This is a genomic window from Rhodospirillales bacterium, assembly GCA_016710335.1.
GTDB lineage: Bacteria > Pseudomonadota > Alphaproteobacteria > Rhodospirillales > Defluviicoccaceae > JADJXQ01.
In genome coordinates this window covers 243,846-265,573 of sequence record JADJXQ010000001.1, presented here as the reverse complement: position 1 = coordinate 265,573, position 21,728 = coordinate 243,846, and the positions used below count along the sequence as shown (strand labels likewise).

Here is a 21,728-nt window from a genome sequence, read left to right as displayed (position 1 = left end):
CAGCCTCAATAGTCCACCACCCCCGGCGGCCGCGCCTCCGCCTGGCGAAGCCATAGCTCGGTTTCGACGATCAGGCGGGTGATGCCGCCGCCTGAGCGTGCGCCGGAGCGTGCGTCATCGGCGATGCGCGCCAGCGCCGGCCTGGCGGCGTAGGCGGCGAGGCGGCTGTCGCCGTCGGTGAGAGCGGTGAGGTAGCGCCCGGCCAGTCGGTCGTCGGCGAACCACCGCCCGTACGGCAACGCCAAGCCGACCTTGCGGCGGTGTACCAGATCATGGGGCAGGTAGCGGTCGGCGAGACGCTTGAGGATCGGCTTGGTGTCGTTGCCGGGCACCCGCTCTCTTCGGCGCAGGCGGTTGACGACGGCGAGCAGCGGCCGGTGCACGAACGGCACCCGCGCCTCCACCGAGGACGCCATGCTCATCTTGTCCTGGCGCACCAACAGCGATTCCAGGTAGCAGGTCTGGTCGACGGCAAACAGTCGGTCACGGAAGTCGGTGAAGCGCCGGCTCGCCGCCTCGCGGGCGCCCGGCGCCGGCACCAATTCGGGAAACGCCTCGTGCACGCGTTGGAAATCGTGGTGAACGCCGGCGTAGGCGGCCGCGTCGACGCCGGCAAGGCGCCTGATGCCGGCGAACGGCCACCGCGCCGGCAATGCCGCGGCGGGGAGCACCTTGCCGAGGCGCTCGTGCCACATCAGTCGCCGCCACCAGGCGTAGCGGATGTAGCCGCCGAACATCTCGTCGCCGCCCTCCCCGGTCAGCACCACCTTGTGGCGCCGGCGGATGGTTTCGCACAGCAGCATCAGCATGACGCAGCCGCCATGCGGCGTCGGTCCCTCCATGGTGGCGACGGCGCGCGGCAGGGCATCGGCATAGGCGTCGCCGGTGATCGGAACCGACGTCAGGTCGAGGCCGTAGCGCGACGTAACTTCCCGCTGATAGCGGCTTTCGTCCTGCGGTTCGCCCTCGAGGGTGAGGGCGTAGGCATGCAGGCGCTCACCCGCAGCGCGCGCCGCGAGGGCCGCGACGAGGCTGGAATCGATGCCGCCGGAGAGTTGCAGGGCGTAGCCCACATCACTGACCAGATGGGCGCGCACCGACTCCTGGACGGTCCGGTGCGCGTCGGCTTCGCTGGCGCCGGCGTCCCCGGTGATGGTCGCCAGAGTGTCGCAGAACCGCCGCTCGCGGATGGCGCCGTCGGCGAGGGAGACGGTGACCAGCGTGCCGCCGGGAATCCGCTCGATGTCCCGATAGTTCGAAAGCCGCCCCGCCGCCCAGCCGAAGGTCAGCAACTCGGCCAGAGCCGCCGCGTCGACCGCCGCCGGCTGAAGGCGGTGCAGCGGCCGCATCTCGCTGGCGAATGCCGTGAGCGAGCCGCGCCGCAAACGATAGAGCGGTTTGATGCCGAGCGGATCGCGCGCCGCCAACGCCACGCCCCGCCGCCGGTCGACCAACGTGAAGGCATACATGCCGTCGAGGCGATCCAGCACCGCTTCGCCCCAGCGCAGGTACCCGGCGAGGACGGCCTCGGTGTCGCCATCGGTGGTGAGGACGGTGCCGGCCTGAACCAGCGCGGCGCGCACGGCCCGGTAATTGTAGATCTCGCCGTTGAACACGATGGTGCAGCGGCCGGACGCATCGTTCATGGGCTGGTCGGAGCGGGATGTCGGGTCGAGGATCGCCAGGCGGCGGAACACCAGCGCGACGCCGGGCTCCGCGACGACGCCGCCGGAGTCGGGCCCGCGGTGCTGGAGATCCCGCTCCATCGCCGCCAACAGCGGCGGCGGGAAACGCCGCCCCGGCTCGATCAGGCTGGCAAAGCCGCACATGGGGACGCGGTCACTCGGGCTCCGGCAGGATTCCGGTGGGCTTCGTCGCGGTGCGCCTCCCGGCGCACAATGAGGATGCGACGCGCCTCCCGGCGCACAATGAGGATCAAGTCGCCTCGCGCGGCACCGTGTCGCGGATGGAACGGCGATCGGTCATGGAGTCGTACCACGCCGCCAGACCGGGGCGGCCGGCGCGCCAGTCGTCGCCCGGGAAGCGAAAATCTAGGTAGCCGAGGGCGCAGGCGATGGCGAGGTGGCCGATGGTTATGGCGCCGCCGAGCGCGCCAGCCTCGTCTTCGAGGGCGTCGACGCCGCGGGAGACGACGGCTCTCTGGCGATCCACCCACGGCTGCGATTGAAGCTCGGGTGGGCGGCGACCCTCCAGCAGCCGGAACACCGCGGCGTCGATGATGCCGTCGCCCAACGCCTGCCGCCGGAGCGCCGTCCAGCGGTCGCCGCCGGAACGCGGGAACAGCTTGCGGCCGTCGTGGAGGCTGTCGAGGTACTCGCAGATCACCGGCGAATCATAGAGCACCTCGCCGCCGTCGGTGAGCAGCGCCGGGACCTTGCCGAGCGGGTTGTCGCGGGCGAGGTCGGTGGCCGGATCCCAGGCGTTGGTGGTGATCCGCTCGACGCGATCTTCCAGGCCCGTTTCGATCAACGTCGCGGTGGCCTTGCGCACGTAAGGTGAGGTCGGTGACCAGCGCAGCTTCATTGACGTTTCCCTTATCCCGATGGAAGCCACGTCTTCTGCGCTCATCGCCGCGCTGTCAAGCACCCGTCCTTGTTATTCCGCGGCAACGTTTGATGGTTGAGTGCGCAGTTCCGCCGAAGCCTGACGGATGATCTGTGCGGCCGACCACAGGAACAGGCTCGCCATCACGCCGGCGACGATCAGGTCGGGCCACGCCCCCGCCGTCGCCCACACGCCACCGGCGGCGGCGACCACGGCGATGTTGCCGATGGCGTCATTGCGGCTGCAGAGCCACACCGACCGTACGTTGGCGTCGCCGTCCCGGTACTTGAGCAGCAGCAGGACACTGGTCAGGTTGGCGGCGAGAGCGAGCATGCCGACCGCACCCATGACTTCCGCCTGCGGTACGCCAAGAACCAGGGCGCGGTAGACCGTGGACGCCAACACCCAGAGCCCCATCGCCCCCAGGCTCAGGCCCTTGACGAGGGCGGCCCGCGCCCGCCATGCCAATGGCCGTCCGATCACCAGGAGAGTGAGCGTGTAGGTCGCGGTGTCGCCGAGGAAGTCGAGCGCGTCGGCCTTGAGCGCCTGCGAGCCGGCGATCGCGCCCGCCGCCATCTCGATTACGAACATGCCGGCATTGATGGCGATCACCGCGAACAGCGCCCGCCGGAATCCTGCCGACACACCATCAAATCTCTCGTCACCGCCGCAGCAGCCGGGCATCGCCACCTCGCTCCGATGCATCCGGGACCCGATCTTCCCAGAAATCCCAGCCCGATGGGCAAAGCCGCAACCGTTTCGCCCCTAAGTCCGTTTGACCAGCTTGAGGGATGAGGCGCCGGGCGTGCGGGGCGGAGGGCGGGCGCCGGCGTCGTCATCCGTCGGCGGCGATAATCCGGCCGAGCTTCGCAGGATCGCATCGATCTCCTCGGCGCTGACCGGTTGACCGGTGAGGAAGCCCTGGCCCTCGTCGCATCCGAAATCGCGCAGGATCTCGGCCTGGCGGATTGTTTCGATACCCTCGGCGATGACCGTCATGCCCATCTCGTGGGCCATCTCCATGGTCGACTTGATCTGCAGCGCGCACTCTTGGTCGTGCTCGATCGCGGCAGTGAAGGACCGATCGATCTTGATCCGCCGGATCGAGTACCTTTCGAGATGCTCGAGCGACGAATAACCGGTTGCGAAATCGTCCAGCACCAGTCCGACGCGGAGGGCGCGCAGTGCAGCGATCCGCTGGCTGTTCGCCTGGCCAAACTGCATCAGCGCGCTTTCGTTGAATTCGAGATCGACCGAGCGCGCATCGACGCCGGTGTCGCGGATGATCTCCGCGATCTTGAGCGACAAGTCCTGGCTCTCCATCTGACGCGCCGAAAGGTTGATGGCGAGGCGCAGCGGTTCTTTCGTCAAACCCCGCCATGCCGTCCACTGCATGCAGGCGGAGTGGATGACCCACAGTCCGATCGACGAGATCAAGCCGGTCGTCTCTGCGAACGGAAGGAACTGGCTCGGCGCGAGAAGGCCAAGCTCCGGGTGGCGCCAGCGCACCAGGGCCTCGACGCCGATCATGCGGCCGGTGTGCAAATTCACCACCGGCTGGTAGCGGAGCCGGAACTGCTGGCGCTCCAGTGCTTGGCGGAGGTCGGTCTCGATCGTCATCTCCCGCCCGGCGACGGAGCCATCTCCGGCGTGAACAGCCGGAGCTGGTTGCGGCCGCCGGACTTCGCCCGGTACAGCGCGACGTCGGCGTGCTTGCGAAGCTGGTCCGGTGTCTCCCCGTCGGCCGGGAAGGCGCTGATGCCGAGGCTGACAGTAACGTGAAGGTCGTGGCCGAGGATCTGAAACGGGTGGCGCATCGCCTCCACAATGCCTTGGCCGATGGTCACGGCGTTGCGGCTGTTGCCCACGTCTCGCAGCAGCAGGATGAATTCGTCGCCGCCGAGACGGGCGACAGTGTCCGACTTCCGCAACTGGCCGAGAAGGCGGCGCGCCACGGCGATGATGACTGCGTCGCCGATCGGGTGACCCAGCATGTCGTTGATGACCTTGAAGCGATCGACGTCGAGGAACACCAGCGCCAGCGTCTCGCCGGAACGTTTGGCATGGCTGAGGGCATTGGTGAGGCGATCGTCGAACAACGTGCGGTTGGGCAGCCCCGTCAACGCATCGTGGGTGGCGTGGAACAGGATCTCCCGCTCCGCGGCCTTGCGATCGGTAATGTCGCGGACGGTGCAGATGAGGGTCGACCTGCCCTGAAGCTCGATCCTGGCGACGGAAATTTCGATCGGGAACGCCTCGCCGCCCTTGCGGACGCCGCCGATCTCGCGCAGCGCCTGCATTGGCGACGAGGCCAGATCGGCCGACGTCAACCCCTTCGCGGGCACATTGCCGGCCCGGGAATGGGCCACCAGAAACTGTTCAATAGGCCGCCCGAGCATATCCAGGGCGGAACGGCGAAACATGCGCTGGGCGGCGTGGTTGACGCTGTCAATCAGGCCGTCGCCGTCAATGGTGATGATGCCGTCGAACACCGACGCCATGATCTCCCGCAAACGGCGCTCGCTCGCGTAAAGCGCGCGCTGGCGAATCTTGTCGTCGGTGATGTCCGTGCAGATGGCGACCCTGCCGCCCTCGCGCGTTCGCGACTCCGACACCTTGATCCAGCGGTTCGAACGGAAACACACATCGACGACGAATTGGGCGGCGGCGGGTCCCGCACGCCGCCTCGCCAGCCAGTCCCGGACGGTCATCGCGTCGCCCTCGACGCCGACGATCGACCGGTGCAGCCTGGCGATCAGATCGTCGAAGCCAGCGCCGACTGCGATGTGATCGTCGATCTCCTTGAACATCATGCGGAACCGCGTATTGCACAGCACCAGGCGATCGTTGACGTCCCACAACACGAAGCCCTGGGACATCGCTTCGGTCGGCTCCACCAACATATCGCGGGCCCGCGTCAGTGCTGCCATGCTCTCGTGCAATCGCCGCAGCATCCCGTCGAATGCTCGCGCCAGCCGCGACACCTCATCCGTGCCGCTGATGACGAAAGGCACCGTCATGTCACCGGCGTTGATGCCGTCGGCGGCGTCGGCGAGGATCTTCAACCGGCGGGTCAGAACATATCCGACGCCGAACCCAAGCACGGCGGTGAACAGAAGTCCGGCGAGCCCGATCATCAGGCCGAGGTTCCGCGTCTGCCGGTAGGCCAACATCAGGGCCTCGTCGGAAAACTGGATGGCGACGCCGCCGAGGCGGTCGTCATGGTCGCGGATCTCGATGGAGCGCCAGTAGCGATCATCCCCGTCCTCGAACGCCGGCGCAGCTTTGCCGACAAGTTCCCGCGAGGTCGCCGCCACCACCCGATTTTCGGAATCAGCGATGACCACGGCAGTGATCCGCGGATGGCGCAGGGTAGACTCGATGAACGCCTGGAGACCCGCCGCATCCCCCGTCGCCAGAGCCGCAACGCTCACGTCGCCGACCGCTTGCAGCCACACTCGTTCGGTGTCAGCCGCGTGGTCGCGGACGTCCCGCAGCGATTGATTGAGGATCACCCCCAGGAGAGCGGCAATCAGCACCGCCTCCAAGGCGACGATCAGGACAGCGATCCGGTACCTCAGAGACATGTTCACCGACCCTGCCGCTCTCTCGATCCGCGCCCACCCGTTGGCTGTGTGCGGTTTGATTCGTGCCGGGTGATGTACCCGGAATGGGGCTAGCGTAGCGCCGTACCCCCATCGACCTCAAGGCCGGAGAAACGCGCAGGCGTTCACAATCGTGATGCGGCGCCATGGCGGGCGGCCGCGGCGTCCACTATAACTGTGGCATGGACACCATCGTCAGTCCGATCCTGTTCATCCCGGAGAAGCGGCCGCCGGTGGCCGGCACGAATCGCTTCCGGCTCGTCTCCGAGTTCCAGCCGGCTGGCGATCAGCCGCAGGCCATTGCCGCGCTGACCGAGGGCCTGGAGCGCGGCGAGCGCGATCAGGTGCTGCTCGGCGTCACCGGGTCCGGCAAGACGTTCACCGTCGCCCAGGCCATCCGGAACGTGCAGCGCCCGGCCCTGGTGCTGGCCCCCAACAAGACCCTGGCCGCCCAGCTCTATTTCGAGATGAAGTCGTTCTTTCCAGATAACGCTGTCGAGTACTTCGTCTCGTACTACGACTATTACCAGCCCGAGGCCTATGTGCCGCGCACCGACACCTATATCGAGAAGGACGCCTCCATCAACGAGCAGATCGACCGAATGCGTCACAGCGCCACCCGCGCGTTGCTGGAGCGCAACGACGTCATCATCGTCGCCTCTGTCTCCTGCATCTACGGCATCGGCGCCGTCGAAACCTACGCGCAGATGGTTGTGCGCGTCGCCGCCGGTCAAAGCTTCGACCAGCGCGACCTGATGAAGCGGCTCGTCGATCTGCAATACCGGCGCAATGATCTCGGCTTCCAGCGCGGCGCGTTCCGGGTACGGGGCGACGTCCTCGAGATTTATCCGTCGCACTACGAGGACGCTGCCTGGCGCATCTCCATGTTCGGCGACGACGTGGAAGAGATTTCCGAGTTCGACCCCCTGACCGGGGAGAAAACACACGAGCTCAAGGAGATCACCATCTACCCCAACAGCCACTACGTGACCCCGCGCCCGACCCTGCAGCAGGCGATCCCGCGCATCAAGGCGGAACTCAAGGTCCGGCTGGACGAACTGCGCGCCGACGGCAAGCTCCTGGAGGCGCAACGCCTGGAGGAACGTACCGGCTTCGATCTGGAGATGCTGGAGACCACCGGCCACTGCAACGGCATCGAGAACTACTCCCGCTATCTCACCGGCCGCAATCCCGGCGACCCGCCGCCGACCCTGTTCGAGTACATCCCCGAGAACGCGGTGCTGATCGTCGACGAGAGCCACGTGACCGTGCCGCAGATCGGCGGCATGTTCCGCGGCGACCGCAACCGCAAATCGACGCTGGCGGAATTCGGCTTCCGCCTTCCGTCCTGTGTCGACAACCGGCCGCTGAAGTTCGAGGAATGGGAGGCGATGCGCCCGCAGACCGTCTTCGTCTCGGCGACGCCAGGACCGTGGGAGTTGGAGCGCACCGGCGGCGTCATCGTCGAGCAGGTGGTGCGTCCGACCGGCCTCATCGATCCGCTCTGCATCGTCCGCCCGGTCGAGCACCAGGTCGACGATCTGCTCGGCGAGGTGAAGGCCTTGGCGGCGCGCGGACAGCGCAGCTTGGTCACGACGCTCACCAAACGCATGGCCGAGGACTTGACCGAATACCTCTACGAACAGGGGGTGCGAGTCCGTTACATGCACTCCGACATCGATACGCTCGAGCGCATCGAGATCATCCGCGACCTGCGTCTGGGCGCGTTCGACGTGCTGGTCGGCATCAACCTGTTGCGGGAAGGGCTCGACATCCCGGAATGCGCTCTCGTTGCCATCCTCGACGCCGACAAGGAGGGCTACCTCCGCTCACGGACCAGCCTGATCCAGACCATCGGCCGCGCCGCCCGAAACGTCGACGGCCGGGTGATCCTCTATGCCGACCGCATGACCGACTCGCTGCAGTACGCCCTCGACGAAACCAACCGCCGGCGCGAAAAGCAGCAGGCCTACAACGCCGCCCACGGCATCAACCCGGAGAGTATCCGGAAGTCGATCTCCGACGTTCTGGAGAGCGTGTACGAACGCGACTATGTGACGATCGACACCGGCGCCTCGGGCGACCGCCACCTGGTCGGCCACAACCTGAAGAGCCACATGGCGGAGCTGGAAAAGCGCATGCGCGCCGCCGCCGCGGAGCTGGAGTTCGAAGAAGCGGCGCGCATCCGCGACGAGATCCGCCGCCTCGAAGCCATGGACTTGGGTCTCGACAAGGCCGGCGTCGCCCCCGCCGCCGCCGCCCGCGGCGGCTGGACCGCCAAGGCCAAGGCCCGCTCCAAGTCCCGGCGCCGCAAGGGGCGTTAGATCGCGCGCTCACCCCAAGGTCGGCATGACGAACTGGGCGCCGGCAGCGATGCCGGAGGGCCAGCGCGAGGTCACCGTCTTGAGCCGGGTATAGAAGCGCACTCCGTCCGGACCGTGGACGCAGAGGTCGCCGAAGCGGGACGCCTTCCAGCCGCCGAAGCTGTGGAACGCCATCGGCACCGGAATGGCGACGTTGACGCCGACCATCCCGGCCTGGACGCGGCTGGCGAAGGCGCGGGCGGCGTCGCCGTCGCGGGTGAAGATGGCGGCGCCGTTGCCGAACGGGTGGCCGTTGGTGATGCCGACCGCCTGCTCGAAGTCGTCGGCGCGGACCATGCAGAGGACCGGGCCGAAGATCTCCTCCCGGTAGATGCGCATGGCGGTTTCGACGCGGTCGAACAGGCAGCCGCCGAAGAAAAACCCGTCCTCATAGCCCTGGAGGCGAAGGCCGCGACCGTCCACCACCAGTTCCGCCCCTTCGTCGACGCCCAGGTCGACATAGCCGGCGACCTTGTCCCGGTGCTCCCTGCTGATCAGGGGCCCCATCTCGGCCTCCGGGTCGGTGCCCGGCGCCACTTTCAGCGCCCGCACCCGCGGCGCCAGGGCATCGCGGAGCGCGTCTCCGGCGGTGCCGACGGTGACCGCCACCGATACCGCCATGCAGCGCTCGCCGGCCGAACCGTACGCCGCTCCCATCAGGGCGTCGACCGCCTGATCCATGTCGGCGTCCGGCATCACCACCATGTGGTTCTTGGCCCCGGACAGGGCCTGAACGCGCTTGCCGTGGGCCGAGCCGACCGCGTAGACGTGGCGCGCCACCGGCTCCGAGCCGACGAAGCTGATGGCCTGGATGCGTGGGTCGGTCAGCAGCGCATCCACCGCCTCGCGGTCGCCGCCGATGACGTTCAATACGCCTGCCGGCAGTCCCGCCTCGTGGAACAGTTCCGCCAGGCGCAGGGAGCAGGACGGCACCTTCTCGGACGGCTTGAGAACGAAGGTGTTGCCGCAGGCGATGGCCAGCGGGAACATCCACATGGGCACCATGGCGGGGAAGTTGAAGGGAGTGATCCCGGCGCAGACGCCGAGCGGCTGGCGGAGCGACCACGAGTCGATGCCGGAGCTGACGTCTTCCGAAAACTCGCCCTTCAGCAAGTGCGGGATGCCGCAGGCGAACTCCACCACCTCGAGCCCGCGGGTCAGCGAGCCGAGGGCGTCGCCCCGGACCTTGCCGTGCTCGGCGACAATCAGCGCCACCAGTTCGTCCGCGTGGCTCTCGATCAGCGCCTTGAAGCGGAAGAGGACGCGGGCGCGGGCGAGCGGCGGCGTCGCCGCCCACGCCGGAAACGCCGCCTCTGCGACCGCTACGGCGGCGGTCACGTCGTCCGCGGACGCCAGCGGAAGGCGAGCCTGCACCTCACCGGTCGCCGGGTTGAACACGTCGCCGAAGCGGCCGCTGCTTCCGGCGACGTGGCGGCCGCCGACAAAGTGGTGGAAAGTCTCGGGCATGGTGTCCGCTCTCGATCCTGTGCAACGCGCAGCCTCCGGAACTTGGCCGCCGCCGTCAAGGGGGCTACCTCTGAGCGCTGAAGGGATCGATCGCCGGCACGCCGGTGCGTGCCACGTCGGCGACATCGCGCGTGGCGAGCGTCAGCCCATGCACCTTCGCGGTCGCCGCCAGCAGTCCGTCGATTACGGGAAGCGGATCCGGCACGCTCATTCGGCCCCATTCCTCTGCGATGCGCTCATCGACGCCATGGATGCGGTCCGCGAAGGCGGTTTGCACCTGCTCCAGCCAGGTTTCAAAGACCGTCGCCTGTCGACTGTCCTTGCGTCGGACCCGCTCGATCCCGCGGCGGATCTCGCCGATGACGAGCACGCTGGTGTGGAAGATACCGGGGGCCGCGGTCGAAGCCCATCGTGCGACATGGGGCTGGCAGCGTGCCCCCTTTCGCAGTTCCGAAAGCACGCTGGTGTCCAACAGGTACGCCACTGGCGGGTCCGTCACAGGCGGATGTCCCGGCCGAGATCGCGCGGCCGTTCGAGCGCCTCGTCGACCACGTCGTCGGGCACGTCGTCGGGCAACTCGCAAGACAACATCTCGAGCAGATTGATCTGTTGCGGCGGTTGCAGCGCGTTCCGCACTTGCGCCCGGACCCGACCAGCGATGACCGGGTCGTCCCGCAGCGCCGCCGCGAGCGAGCGGATCAGCGGCACGTCACTCTCCGGCGCCTGGACTTCCACTCGAACCACGCCGAGGGCTTTCCGTCGACTGCGATGGGCACGGACCGCCTTATGTCGAGATGACTCCATCGGATGACCGCCCCCGGATGAGCGTTGCTAACGAACAAGACCGGGAATATAACCGGCAACACAGGCGAGGACAAGCCATGGCAACTCTGCCATTCGTCATCGGCCATCGCGGCGCCGCGGCGTGGGCGCCGGAGAACACGCTGGCGTCGATCCGCGCCGCCGCCGCTCTCGGCGCCCGTTGGGTGGAGTTCGACGTGCGCCTCAGCCGCGACGGATTTCCCGTCCTGTTCCACGACGACGACCTGAACAGGACCACCAATGGCTCGGGCCCGGTGGCCGACCAGGACCTGGAGGATCTGCTGACTCTCGATGCCGGCGGCTGGTTCGGGCCGGCGTTTCGCGGCGAACCTGTTCCGACCCTCGAAGCAGCGATGGGGACCCTCGGCCGCTTGCGCCTCGGCGCGAACATCGAGATCAAGCCGGACGTGGCGCGTGTCGTCGAAACGGTAGTGACGACCATGGAAGTGATAAACAGGGATTGGCCGCCGGAGCTGCCGCCCCCGCTGATTTCCAGCTTCCAGGCGGATGCACTGACGGCCGCGCGCACTGCCGACCCCGAGGCCGAACTGGCACTGCTGGTGAACGACGTGCCTGAGGATTGGCGGCAGCGCTTGCACGACCTGGGCTGCGGCGCGCTGCATTGCGGCGCCCGGCGCCTTCGCCGCAGTCAAGCTGCGGCTGTCGTCGCCGCAGGCGTGCCGCTTCGCTGCTACACCGTCAACCGGCGGGGTTCAGCGGAGAAACTAGCTGGATGGGGCGTCCAGTCCGTCTTTACTGACGATCCGAAGGAGTTGTTGCCGCGCGCGACTCAGGCTTTCGGATCGTCGGTTTCCAAGTAGCACAACAGGGACTGGACGTGGCGCATCTCCAGGCTGTCCTCGTCGACCCGCGCCGCCCGCAGCATGCCCTCCACCGCCTTCAGCTTGGCCATTGCCCCGGCAGCCGTGCGCGGAACGGCGTCGGCGAAGCGTTCGTCAGCCGCCTCCCATTCCTCTTCCGCCGCAATGAAATCCGTCTGCATCCAGCCCTTGGCGACATTTGCCGGGATGGCGAGAAACGCAGCCTCCGCCATAGCGGCGCGCTCGGCGGCGGCGAGCGCCGGGTCATGAACAACTGTGGTCCGCTTCATCGCGTTGCCTTCCCAATAAGTTCAGCACGACTTGCCCTGTCGCGCCGACGTCCCTCAAAGCGCTTGTTATTGCGCAGCCGATATCGGCCGCGGATCGTGTTCCGGTTGGTCTGCTGAAGCCCTCGCGACCCGCGCGGCACCATGCCCTACAAGGATAGCAAAGCCCGGAGATGCGTGAATGCGGAGTTGTACGTATAAAGTGCGGTTCGCCGTCCACATCAAAGTGCCGGCGCAAAGAGCAATTGGCCCCATTTCGATTGCGATCTATGTGGCAGGCGATGACCGCTCGTCGGCCTCTAGCGCCCGTTCTATGACCGGCAGCAACGCCCGGTCATCAATGGGCTTCTCTAATACGGCGACGACATCGACGGGGGTTGAGCGCGCCCGCTCCGCCAGACGAGCATGAGCGGTGATAAGAACCACCGGCAGCGCACGACCGCGGGCGCTCAGGTCCTTCAGCACCTCGAAGCCGTCCCGCTTCGGCAGGTGGATGTCGAGAAGAACGCAGCCGTCGCTAAGGAGATCGACCGCATCCAGGAAGTCTTCGCCCGAGGCAAACAGGCTCGGATCGAAACCGGCGACCTCGAGCAACGCCTTCAACGAATCCCGCACCGCTTCGTCGTTGTCGACCACGTAAACGCGTTTTTTCCGCAAACTCATGTCCATGGTGCACACAAAATCATTCGCCCCGGGGCTGCCGGGGCGCTGTCGATCGGAACCATAGCCTGAAGCGAACTGCCCTAGAATACGGTGATGTACGTAACGACGTCGTCGACGTCGGGCGAAAGCGTCGATCAGCCGTCGTGTCCTCAGGGCCCCGCCGCCAGCGTCAAGCGAATGAGCTGCGGCAGATTGTGGACCTCCATCTTCTCCATAACCCGCGCGCGATGGATCTCGACCGTCCGCGGGCTTATTCCGAGATCGTAGGCGATCTCCTTGTTTTGGCGGCCGCGGGTCAGGCCGTCGAGCACCTGTCGTTCCCGTGGCGTCAGACGTTCCCGGCGGACTCTGACGTCGGCGATCCGTGCGGCATGCTCCGCCGTCATGCGGTCCCGGTCGAGAGCGGCCTGAACGGCAGCGAGCAGAGCCTCTTCGCGGAACGGCTTCTCGATGAAGTCGACGGCGCCGTCCTTCATCGCCTGCACGGCCGTCGGAACATCCCCGAACGCAGTCATCACGATCACCGGCATGGACATGCCGGCCTCCCGCATCCTCCGCTGCAGCAAGAGCCCTCCCATCTCCGGCATTTGCACGTCCACCAACAGGCACCCGCGCTGCGACGCAACGCGGTCGTCCAGGAATGCCGTCGCCGAGGCGTACGATCGTGACTGAAACCCATGGGACTCTATGAGCGCCGCAAGGGAGCATCGATCGGCTTCGTCGTCATCCACGATGAAAATGGTCGCCGCCAAGTCCACCACCCGCGTCATCGGGCGCTACCCGCCTTCCGGCGCAGGCTCCGGCTCCGGCCGTGGCGTCGCCAGCGGCAGCGTGAACCGGAGCGTGGCGCCCCCGAGGGCATTGCGCTCGACCCTCAGCCGGCCGCCGTGGGCGTCGATAATCGTCTGGGACAGCGGCAGCCCAATGCCGATACCGTCGGGCTTGGTCGTGACGAACGGCTCGAACAAGCGCTCGGTCACCGAGTTTGCGAAGCCGGGCCCGCTGTCGTGCACCGCCACTTCGACCATGTCGCCGACGCAAACGCTCTCGATGACGAGGTCCCGGCGCCGAACCTCCGCCATCGCTTCCACGGCGTTCCTGATCAGGTTCAAGATCACCTGCTGAACCTGCACCTTGTCCATGACGACCAGCAAGGGCCCAGCCTCCAGCCGCAACGTGCTGCGAACACCGAGAGCAGAGGCGCCGATCAGGGCCAGACGGCTCGCTTCTTCGACAACCGCGTCGATCTCCTCCGGGTGGCGCCGTGTATTGCTCTTCGCCGCGAAGTTCCGCAGCCCGCGGATGATCGCGCTGGCCCGCTCCACCTGCCCGACCGCCTTGTCCATCAAGGCGAGAACGTGCTCGCGGGTCTCATCCGGGCGCGTCTGCAGCAGTCGCCTGCCGGCCTGAACGTAGTTCATGACCGCCGCCAGCGGCTGGTTGACCTCGTGGGCGAGCGCGGAGACCATCTGGCCGAGCTCGCTCAATCGCGTGACCCGAAGAAGCTGATCGCGTAGGTCCTGGACCTTCTGCTCGGCGGCTGTGCGCTGAGACATGTCGATGCCGGTGCCGATTACGTAGTCCACGGCCCCGCCGGACCCGATGATCGCGGTGTTGGTCCAGGTGATCAGACGCGTTTCGCCGGATCTCGTGCACCAACGGTTGGTGTGGCTGTTGGGATAGTCGCCTGCGACCAGCGCCGCGAACACCGCTCGTACCTGCTCGACCTCCTCCGGCGGCAGGAAGAGATCGAAGAACGGCTGGTCCCTGACCTCTTCGAAGCTGTAGCCGGTCAGAGTCTCGCAAGCCCTGTTGAACAGCACGATGCGGCCCTCGGTGTCGAGGGCGACGACCAGGGCTCCGATGACGTCCAGGATCGGCGCCATCATGAAGCCGCTGCTGGTCCACCCGGACTGCCCCGCAGCCGGCGCCACACCGATATTCGTGTTCATTGCACCAGGACGTCGCCTCGAAAAAGGGCGTTGTTCACCCAGACGATTGTTATTTTCAGCATCGTATCAGCCCCTGGGTTCGGTGTCTGCAGGCGACCGCACGCCGTGGGCCGTCGTAGGCATTTTCAGCCGACCGGGCCGGCGCGTCGCAGGCGCAGCAGTTCGTGGATCTGCCACGCGGCCAGACCAGGCACGCCCAGGATCACATCCCGTGCCCGCTTGACCAGGGACAGCGCCAGCGCCGTTTCGGGCGGCACGCCGACGAGGGCACCCAAGGCCAGATAACCGGCCTCCTGCACGCCGAGAGCGCCGGGGACAATGAACCCGACGGTGCGCACCACCTGCGCCAGGCCTTCGATGGCGATGGCGTCGCCGAGAGCCACCGGGTGGTCCAGGAACCACAACACCAGCCATGTCTCCATGGCGAACAGGCCCCAAGCGGTCAGCCGCCACAGGCAACAGGTCAGAAACCCGGCCGGCCGTCCATAGATGTCGCGAAGCGCGGCATCGAGGGCCGCTGCGCCGCCCGTGAGGCGGGTGAGATCGCGAGGACCCGCGAAGCGCTCCACGTGATGGGCGAAACGCTCAAACCCGCCGCCGCGTTGCGCCCAGTAGAACAGCGCGAGCAGCGCAGCCAATGCGCCGAGGCTGGCGGCGACCGGCAGCCCCCCGGTCCCGTCGCCGTTCAAAAGCAACAGGGCGACGCCGAAGCCCGCGAACACCCCTTGCGTCGCCAGTCCCGCGGTCATGTCGGCGATGACGCCGGCGCCGGCGATGGCGCCCGGCACGCCGCTCCGCGTGAGCAGGCGCGCGCGGAGCATTTCGCCGCCGACCTGCGCGACCGGCAGCATCTGGTTGACCGAAGCGGCAAGCCACCTCATCCAAAGCACAATGACTGGCGACGGCCGCATCGCCCGTGGTATCAGCACCGCCCAGCCGACCGCGTTGACGGCGACGATCCCAACCTGCCAGGCGGCGACGGCCGCAATGCCCCACCCGACTGCGACAAACGCAGCAAGGACTTCGCCGGCGCCTTCGCGCGCGATCAACCCGCAAAACACCGCTGCGCCGCCACCCAGCGCCGCCCAAACCCACCCTTTCCGCGTCATCGCAGCGCCGCCGCGCAGGGCTCCCGACGGTTCATCCGATCCCGTTATCTGTCCGCAAATCCGGGGTGCCTTTGTCGGCAATCTCCCGCCGCAACCGCTCGGTTTCGCCGGCCTTGGCCGGCACGTCGATTCGCTTCGTACCCGAGTCGTTCAGCAGACGAACGCCCAGCTTGTCGCCCGGATGGGTCGCGCGGTCGACCGTCACATCGGTCGCCCCGACCACCAAGTGAACGCCAGGAACCATCTCCTTCTCCCCGCTGCTATGTGGTCGCTGTTGGCGATGCCCGCCGATTGCGCAGGAGCTTACAGCACTTTTTCCCACAGCGGCGTATGATCCGGAGAGAACAACGCCGGAGTACAGCGTAGACACGGTTGACACGCTGATGTGGAACCGGGTTTGTGATCTGGTGGCCCGATCGAACCGACGGATGAAACTCATCCATCGGCATCGAACCATCGGGAACCGGTGGAGGAGGGGAACGCGATGACGACGAGCGGGAGTTCTAGGCGGTGAGTTATTGTCTCGGCATCAAGGTTGCGGAGGGTCTGGTGTTCGCCGCGGATACGCGGACGAATGCGGGCGTCGACAGCGTTGCGACGTTCCGCAAGCTGTTCGTGTTCGACGAACCGGGGGAGCGGGTCATCGTGGTGCTGACCGCCGGCAACCTTGCCGTCACCCAGGAAGTCATCGACATGGTGGACCGCGGCCTCGCGTTCGACGACGGGCAGCGCAACATCATGATGGTCGAGTCGATGTTCGACGTAGCCCGCATCGTCGGCAACTGCCTCCGCACCGTGTTCGACCGCGATGCCAACTACTTCAAGGCTCACGGCAGCGACTTCGTCGCAACATTGATCGTCGGTGGGCAGATCCGTGGCGAGCGCCACCGCCTGTTCATGCTATACGCGGTCGGCAACTTCATCGAGGTCAGCGAGGAGACTCCGTACTTCCAGCTTGGCGAGACCAAGTACGGCAAGCCGATCCTGGAGCGGGTGCTCAATCCCGCAATGACCGTGATGGAAACCGCCAAATGTGCGCTGGTCTCATTCGATTCGACGATCCGGGCGAACATCTCGGTCGGGCCGCCCATCGATCTGGTGGTGGTTCGCGCCGACGGCTATTGCATCGAGACCCGCCAGCGCATTCAGAACGACGACGCCTACTTTGTCGGCCTGCGCCGGCATTGGGGCGAGGGGCTCCGGCGGGTGTTTGCAGAGGCGCCCGATCCGCAATGGAACATGGAGACCGGCTGATCGGCGTCGGGCGCCGAGTGGGGAAGCGGTATCGAAGCGCGATATTGATTCTCCGCGGGCGCAACGGTAGCTTCGCTTGCAGCCGGCAGCGTCAACACACTCGCTCACGGCGGTCTCATCAGCGGGGGAGCAGGTCATCATGGCGATCAAGTGCATTGTCGTCGGTCAAAGTAGCGACGCTCTCCGCCATACGCGTCTGCAGATGGGCATCGATCTCGCGAAACGCTTCGATGCACACCTCAATGTGGTCTGCGTCGGGGAGCGGCCGGATTATCCGGCGGGCATGATCGGCCGCGCCATGTCGCTGGCCTACCTCGACGAGATCGCGGGGGCGGCTAAGCAGCGCATCGAGGCCATGAAGCTGGAAACGCAAGAGGCGTGCGCCGGCCTGCCGTCCTGGGAATGGCATGTGGAACAGGGCGCCGTCGATGAAATTATTGCGCATTATGCCAACCTGGCGGACTTGTTGATCTTCGGTCAGGCGCCGCTCACCCACGGCGACGCGACGATCAGCCTGGAAGTATCGGACTACCTGGTCATGGCGGCCAGCTGCGTAACCCTCCTCGTCCCGGACGGCTGGCAAGCGGTGCCGGTCGGGCAGCGCATCCTGATCGCCTGGAAGAACTCCAAGGAGGCGATCAGTGCGGTACGCAATTCTCTTCCATTCCTGTGCGACGCGCACTCGACCTTCATCCTCGCGGATGCCCACGACGAGCGGGTCGATCCGCCCGGCAGCGAACTCGTCGCTTATCTGAAGCGGCACGACGTCCAGGCGGAGATCTATGGCACGACCGGAGGCGCCGGCGGCGAGGCCATTCTGAATGCTGCCAGAGACTGCGACTGCGACCTCATCGTCATGGGTGCGACCGGGCGCACCAGCTTGCGCGCGATGATCCTTGGCGGTGCCACCGACCACGTGCTGCGTGAAACCTCGATTCCGCTGCTCCTCCGCCACTGAGGCGAGGGACTCAGTCCCCGTTCCCGCCCTAACGCAGCGCGTCTCTTTCGACGTGTTTGCGAGCATGATCGCAAACCACGCATGGCGATCCGGTAGGCGAAGTCGCCGTTTCAGGATGGCCGCGTCGGCTCTAACTCCTGGTGCACAGACCCATTCGAATGATTCAGTCGATGGGCCCTGGTGTGCACGAAAGTCAAGAGGTTGCGTGCAGTGGTGTATTCATTGAATGCACCACTGCACTCGCATTGACGGCGCACCTCACATGAAGAATATGAAGGTCACCACCGCGAACAGCGGCAGCAGGATCACGGTCGACCAACCGAGATAGCCGATGAAGCTCGGCATGCGAATCCCGGATGATTCGGCGATCGCCTTGACCATGAAGTTGGGGGCGTTGCCGATGTAGCTGTTGGCGCCCATGAACACGGCGCCGGCGGAGATCGCCAGCAATGTTTGCGCCATCGGCCCCATCAGCACCTCGGCGTCGCCGCCGGCGGCGTTGAAGAACACAAGGTATGTCGGCGCGTTGTCGAGGAAGCTGGAAAGGATCCCCGTCACCCAGAAGTACATTGCATTCACCGGCTCTCCGGTTTCCGTGGTGACCAGCGACAGGACAGGTTGCAGAGCGCCCAGCTGGCCCGCCTTGAGAATGGCGATAACCGGCATGATGGTGACGAAAATGCCTGCGAACAACTTGGCGACTTCCAGGATCGGATGCCAGTTGAAGGCATTGGCCCTGCGGTGAGCGCGGTCGGTATAGCGCCATGAGACCCAGGTGATGAGCAGCAGCAGCACGTCGCGCACCACATTCTGCAGCTCTACCAACACATGATAGATGTTGAACGTCACCCCCGGCTTCCAAGTGCCGCTCAGCAGCACGGCGGCGACGACCCCGCCGAGCAGCGCTACGTTGGCCCAGCCGCTGATGCCGACCTTGGCCGGCTCGCCGGGCCTCGCCATCTGCGCGGCCGGCGTCTCGCGCCGGTACAGCACCGTGTCCATGATGAAAAAAATGGCCAGCAGCGGGATGGCCACCACCAGCATCGGCAGGAAAACGTGCACCGTCGGCCAGAAGAAGTCGACGCCCTTGAGGAAGCCAAGGAACAGCGGCGGATCGCCGAGAGGAGTCAACGCGCCACCGATGTTTGAGACCAGGAAAATAAAGAAAACGATGACATGCACTTTGTAACGACGCTCGGCGTTGGCGCGCATCACCGGCCGGATCAGCAGCATGGAAGCGCCGGTGGTCCCGGTCCAGCTGGCGATTGCGGTGCCTGCCGCCAGGAACGCAGTGTTGGAGGCCGGGGAGCCGCGGAAGCTGCCGCGGAAATGGATGCCGCCGGCGACGGTGTATAGTGCCAACAGCAGAATTATGAACGGCAAGTATTCGAGAAGGGTCAGGTGTAAAACTTCGTAAAGAGCCAGTTGCCAGCCGAAAGCCAGAAAAAACGGAACCAGCGTCGCCACTATCCATAGCGCCGAGACTTTGCCGAAATGCTCTTCCCAGAAGTGCGGCGCGGCGAGCGGAAAAATGGCGATCGAGAGCAGGATGCCGGCGAATGGCACCCCCCACCATAGGCCGAGTTCTGCACCGTCCAGATGCGGTGCGCCGCCGCCATGAGCGTCGACGGCTCCACCGCCGACGGCCGCCATTGCCATCAGCGGCACCAGCCACGTGATCGCCGCCGCCACCCCCGCAATACCGTAGGTCCTCATGCCGTATCCCCCGAGCGTGCGCCGGCTTTCGGTGCGTCGCCGGACCGCGGTTTCGTGCCCCGACCGACGTCGCTAGCGCCCGGCGCGTTTTGCGACGCACAAATTAATACCTGCAACGCGGCTTGGGTGCAAATGGAGGGGCGGTGGCTCGGCAAGAAAACGCGCGGATCACAGGGTTGCCGACGGCGGACGCTATGGCGACGACATTGTATCAAGGCATGGACGCGTCGCCGGCGCTGGTCTACGTCTGACTAGCGTACCCCGCCGAGAGCCGAGTGACGGTCAGCGGAGCGGAAGGCCCTGTCGATCGCATGGAGCACCGCCTCCGGGTGAACATGATGCACCATATGGCCTGTATCCGGCACCATCAGCAGGTCCGAGTCGGGAATATCGGCGTGCAAGCGCGCCGAATGGCCTTCGGCATCGACGATCGGATCATCCGCGCCCGCGACAATGATGACGGGGACGCGAATGAAGCCGTAGTGAGGGCTGATCCGCTTGGCCCAGTCTCGTAATGTGGCGCCGTCCTCGGAAGAGGCGCGGATCTGCGAGGGGCGTAGGACGAGGCTTGCCGGAAAGTCCTCCATTACACGATCGGGGACCTCATTCGGAGCGAAGAGGGCGCGGAACCCCGGCTTGCCCATCAGCGCACCCTGCACGGGCGTCAAGGTGTTGCGCATGACCGTGCCGATCACGGGCAGGTAGTTCAACCAGGCGAGTGGGCTGTCGGCGCGCCAGTTCGGGTAGTAGTAGCCGGAAGCTGCGACAACGGCGCGCACCTCTTCGGGATAGAGCAGCGCAAAGGTGACGACCAGCGGCCCGCCCCAGGAATGTCCGAGGATCACCGGGCGCTCGATCCCGAGGGTACGGAAGGCATCCCGAAATAAAGCGGCCTGCGCCTCAGGATCCCAGACCACCTGTCGCGGTCGCTCACTGTACCCGAACCCGGGCCGGTCGAACGCGATGACGCGATGGCGCTCGGCAAGCCGGTCGAAGATGCTGATGCGCATGTCGTCCAACGAAACGCCGTTGCCATGGAACAGCACGACAGGTGGGCCGTCGCCGGCTTCGATGTAGTGGAGCCGCACGCCGTTCACGGTGACAAAGCGGCCGATCGGCGGATGACGCCGCTCCGCCCTGCGCGACTGCAGGTTTACGGCGACGGCGGTTGCCGCCAGTGCGGCGGCAATGCCCAGGGCCACGCCCGCTGCGCGCCTGAACCCTTTGCCCTTGGTGGCGGATGCCAAATCGGCTCTTTTCCTGCGTCCTTGAGCGGAAATTTCTCGTTCGCAGGCATTCTCGTCGGAAGCATAAGCTGGCGGCGTCATAAAGAACTCCAGGTGGCGGCAGGAATGCATCAACTCGGCACGTGCGCGCCGGATATGCTTTCAGTCAACGCCGAGATGACGCGGCAGTTCCCGTTCTTGTTTGGGAGATTTCCATCCTGCGCTCGTCGGTGGAAACGCGGCACGACGCCGAGCTTCCCATACGGCTCCGGTATCCCCCGGCTGGAGCCCCGCCAAGGCTTTGTTGACTTTACGTTAGGGGTGGAGTTCGCACAGAGGATGCACTTGGCCTGTTGTTGACCCGCGACGCCACATCCTCGCAATGAACGGCAACGCTCGGCGCCGAACTGGCCCCTTGCCGCATCCGGCCGCCCTCGCCGAGTGGATCGCCAAGCCCGTGCCGCATGTGTCCATGGGACACTGCCGAACGACTTCGCGCAACATGACCCGTCGCGCGGTCATGCTGGGCATTGAGATCGTGCGCAGTATCACTTGCGCACCGTTGGCGTCCCCTAGGGGATTCGAACCCCTGTTGCCGCCGTGAGAGGGCGGTGTCCTAGGCCTCTAGACGAAGGGGACATCGTTTCTCCCTTTTGCGCCATTGCCGCTCTGCGATCAAGAGGGTTTTCGAGCCATGGAAGCCCGGGGCCGCGGGAGGGTGTCGACAGATTTTCCAGTCGCACCAATCTCACCGGACTGCGGCGGCTCGTCGTGCACGGGGATGAAAACTGCGGCCGCGACGGGCGCGGTCAGCACGCGCTACCGCCCGCCTGGGTTGTCCTCATCCACGCAGGCGGCGGCGCCGCATGTCGGGTGTCAGGTGCGCTTGACAGCCGCCCTGACTCCGACCGATGGGTAGC

Annotated in this window: 20 protein-coding genes and 1 tRNA gene; 4 read left to right on the top strand and 17 right to left on the bottom strand. The window is 66.1% G+C overall.

Features of this window, described 5'->3' with window-relative positions:
• Positions 1–5: 5 nt before the first annotated feature.
• From asnB to IPM60_01185, 5 genes are all read right to left on the bottom strand, one after another.
• On the bottom strand, positions 6–1,829 hold the full coding sequence (gene asnB / locus IPM60_01205; protein MBK8906558.1) for an asparagine synthase (glutamine-hydrolyzing): 1,824 nt from the start codon (positions 1,827–1,829) through the stop codon (positions 6–8).
• 106 nt (positions 1,830–1,935) lie between these two features.
• Complete coding sequence (locus IPM60_01200) at positions 1,936–2,544, bottom strand: glutathione S-transferase N-terminal domain-containing protein (protein ID MBK8906557.1); 609 nt, start codon at positions 2,542–2,544, stop codon at positions 1,936–1,938.
• Positions 2,545–2,616: 72 nt separating this feature from the next.
• On the bottom strand, positions 2,617–3,249 hold the full coding sequence (locus IPM60_01195) for a cation transporter (protein ID MBK8906556.1): 633 nt from the start codon (positions 3,247–3,249) through the stop codon (positions 2,617–2,619).
• 81 nt (positions 3,250–3,330) lie between these two features.
• Positions 3,331–4,185: an EAL domain-containing protein gene (locus IPM60_01190; GenBank protein MBK8906555.1), complete on the bottom strand. Its 855-nt coding sequence runs from the start codon at positions 4,183–4,185 to the stop codon at positions 3,331–3,333.
• A complete protein-coding gene (locus tag IPM60_01185) occupies positions 4,182–6,152 on the bottom strand; it encodes a diguanylate cyclase (GenBank protein ID MBK8906554.1) in 1,971 nt (656 codons plus the stop codon). Before IPM60_01185 ends, IPM60_01190 begins: the two co-directional genes overlap by 4 nt.
• Before the next feature lie 200 nt (positions 6,153–6,352).
• Here IPM60_01185 and uvrB point away from each other — a divergent pair, with 200 nt between their 5' ends.
• Positions 6,353–8,494 (top strand): excinuclease ABC subunit UvrB, encoded by a 2,142-nt coding sequence (gene uvrB / locus IPM60_01180; GenBank protein ID MBK8906553.1) that lies wholly within the window; start codon positions 6,353–6,355, stop codon positions 8,492–8,494.
• A 9-nt stretch (positions 8,495–8,503) separates the two neighbouring features.
• On the opposite strand, the gene IPM60_01175 is transcribed toward uvrB, so the two are convergent.
• The 3 genes from IPM60_01175 to IPM60_01165 all read right to left on the bottom strand — a co-directional run bounded on the left by IPM60_01175 (position 8,504) and on the right by IPM60_01165 (position 10,804).
• A complete protein-coding gene (locus tag IPM60_01175) occupies positions 8,504–10,000 on the bottom strand; it encodes a CoA-acylating methylmalonate-semialdehyde dehydrogenase (GenBank protein ID MBK8906552.1) in 1,497 nt (498 codons plus the stop codon).
• Positions 10,001–10,064: 64 nt separating this feature from the next.
• Positions 10,065–10,484 (bottom strand): type II toxin-antitoxin system VapC family toxin, encoded by a 420-nt coding sequence (locus IPM60_01170; GenBank protein ID MBK8906551.1) that lies wholly within the window; start codon positions 10,482–10,484, stop codon positions 10,065–10,067.
• Positions 10,485–10,495: 11 nt separating this feature from the next.
• Positions 10,496–10,804 (bottom strand): hypothetical protein, encoded by a 309-nt coding sequence (locus tag IPM60_01165; GenBank protein MBK8906550.1) that lies wholly within the window; start codon positions 10,802–10,804, stop codon positions 10,496–10,498.
• Positions 10,805–10,881: 77 nt separating this feature from the next.
• Here IPM60_01165 and IPM60_01160 point away from each other — a divergent pair, with 77 nt between their 5' ends.
• Positions 10,882–11,643, top strand: coding sequence for a glycerophosphoryl diester phosphodiesterase (locus IPM60_01160; protein ID MBK8906549.1), 762 nt, complete (start codon positions 10,882–10,884; stop codon positions 11,641–11,643).
• On the opposite strand, the gene IPM60_01155 is transcribed toward IPM60_01160, so the two are convergent.
• From IPM60_01155 to IPM60_01130, 6 genes are all read right to left on the bottom strand, one after another.
• Positions 11,613–11,933, bottom strand: a complete 321-nt coding sequence (locus IPM60_01155) for a hypothetical protein (protein ID MBK8906548.1) — start codon at positions 11,931–11,933, stop codon at positions 11,613–11,615. The genes IPM60_01160 and IPM60_01155 overlap by 31 nt on opposite strands.
• Before the next feature lie 264 nt (positions 11,934–12,197).
• Complete coding sequence (locus IPM60_01150) at positions 12,198–12,599, bottom strand: response regulator (GenBank protein MBK8906547.1); 402 nt, start codon at positions 12,597–12,599, stop codon at positions 12,198–12,200.
• A gap of 143 nt (positions 12,600–12,742) precedes the next feature.
• Positions 12,743–13,363: a response regulator transcription factor gene (locus IPM60_01145; GenBank protein MBK8906546.1), complete on the bottom strand. Its 621-nt coding sequence runs from the start codon at positions 13,361–13,363 to the stop codon at positions 12,743–12,745.
• 6 nt (positions 13,364–13,369) lie between these two features.
• Positions 13,370–14,545, bottom strand: coding sequence for a PAS domain S-box protein (locus IPM60_01140; GenBank protein MBK8906545.1), 1,176 nt, complete (start codon positions 14,543–14,545; stop codon positions 13,370–13,372).
• 125 nt (positions 14,546–14,670) lie between these two features.
• Positions 14,671–15,654 carry a flippase-like domain-containing protein gene (locus IPM60_01135; protein ID MBK8906544.1) on the bottom strand — a complete coding sequence of 328 codons (984 nt, stop codon included), beginning with the start codon at positions 15,652–15,654 and terminating at the stop codon, positions 14,671–14,673.
• A gap of 31 nt (positions 15,655–15,685) precedes the next feature.
• A complete protein-coding gene (locus IPM60_01130) occupies positions 15,686–15,898 on the bottom strand; it encodes a hypothetical protein (GenBank protein MBK8906543.1) in 213 nt (70 codons plus the stop codon).
• Between the two features lie 266 nt (positions 15,899–16,164).
• Between IPM60_01130 and IPM60_01125 the strand changes: the two genes are divergently transcribed.
• Together IPM60_01125 and IPM60_01120 are read left to right on the top strand one after the other, a co-directional pair.
• The gene (locus IPM60_01125; protein MBK8906542.1) at positions 16,165–16,908 is read left to right on the top strand and encodes a proteasome-type protease; all 744 of its coding nucleotides are present in this window, start codon (positions 16,165–16,167) and stop codon (positions 16,906–16,908) included.
• Positions 16,909–17,047: 139 nt separating this feature from the next.
• Positions 17,048–17,866, top strand: a complete 819-nt coding sequence (locus IPM60_01120) for a universal stress protein (protein MBK8906541.1) — start codon at positions 17,048–17,050, stop codon at positions 17,864–17,866.
• Between the two features lie 258 nt (positions 17,867–18,124).
• On the opposite strand, the gene IPM60_01115 is transcribed toward IPM60_01120, so the two are convergent.
• The 3 genes from IPM60_01115 to IPM60_01105 form a co-directional block, all read right to left on the bottom strand.
• On the bottom strand, positions 18,125–19,582 hold the full coding sequence (locus IPM60_01115) for a sodium:proton antiporter (GenBank protein ID MBK8906540.1): 1,458 nt from the start codon (positions 19,580–19,582) through the stop codon (positions 18,125–18,127).
• A 251-nt stretch (positions 19,583–19,833) separates the two neighbouring features.
• The gene (locus IPM60_01110; GenBank protein MBK8906539.1) at positions 19,834–20,910 is read right to left on the bottom strand and encodes an alpha/beta hydrolase; all 1,077 of its coding nucleotides are present in this window, start codon (positions 20,908–20,910) and stop codon (positions 19,834–19,836) included.
• A gap of 461 nt (positions 20,911–21,371) precedes the next feature.
• Positions 21,372–21,447 (bottom strand) — tRNA-Glu (locus IPM60_01105).
• Between the last annotated feature and the right edge of the window lie 281 nt (positions 21,448–21,728).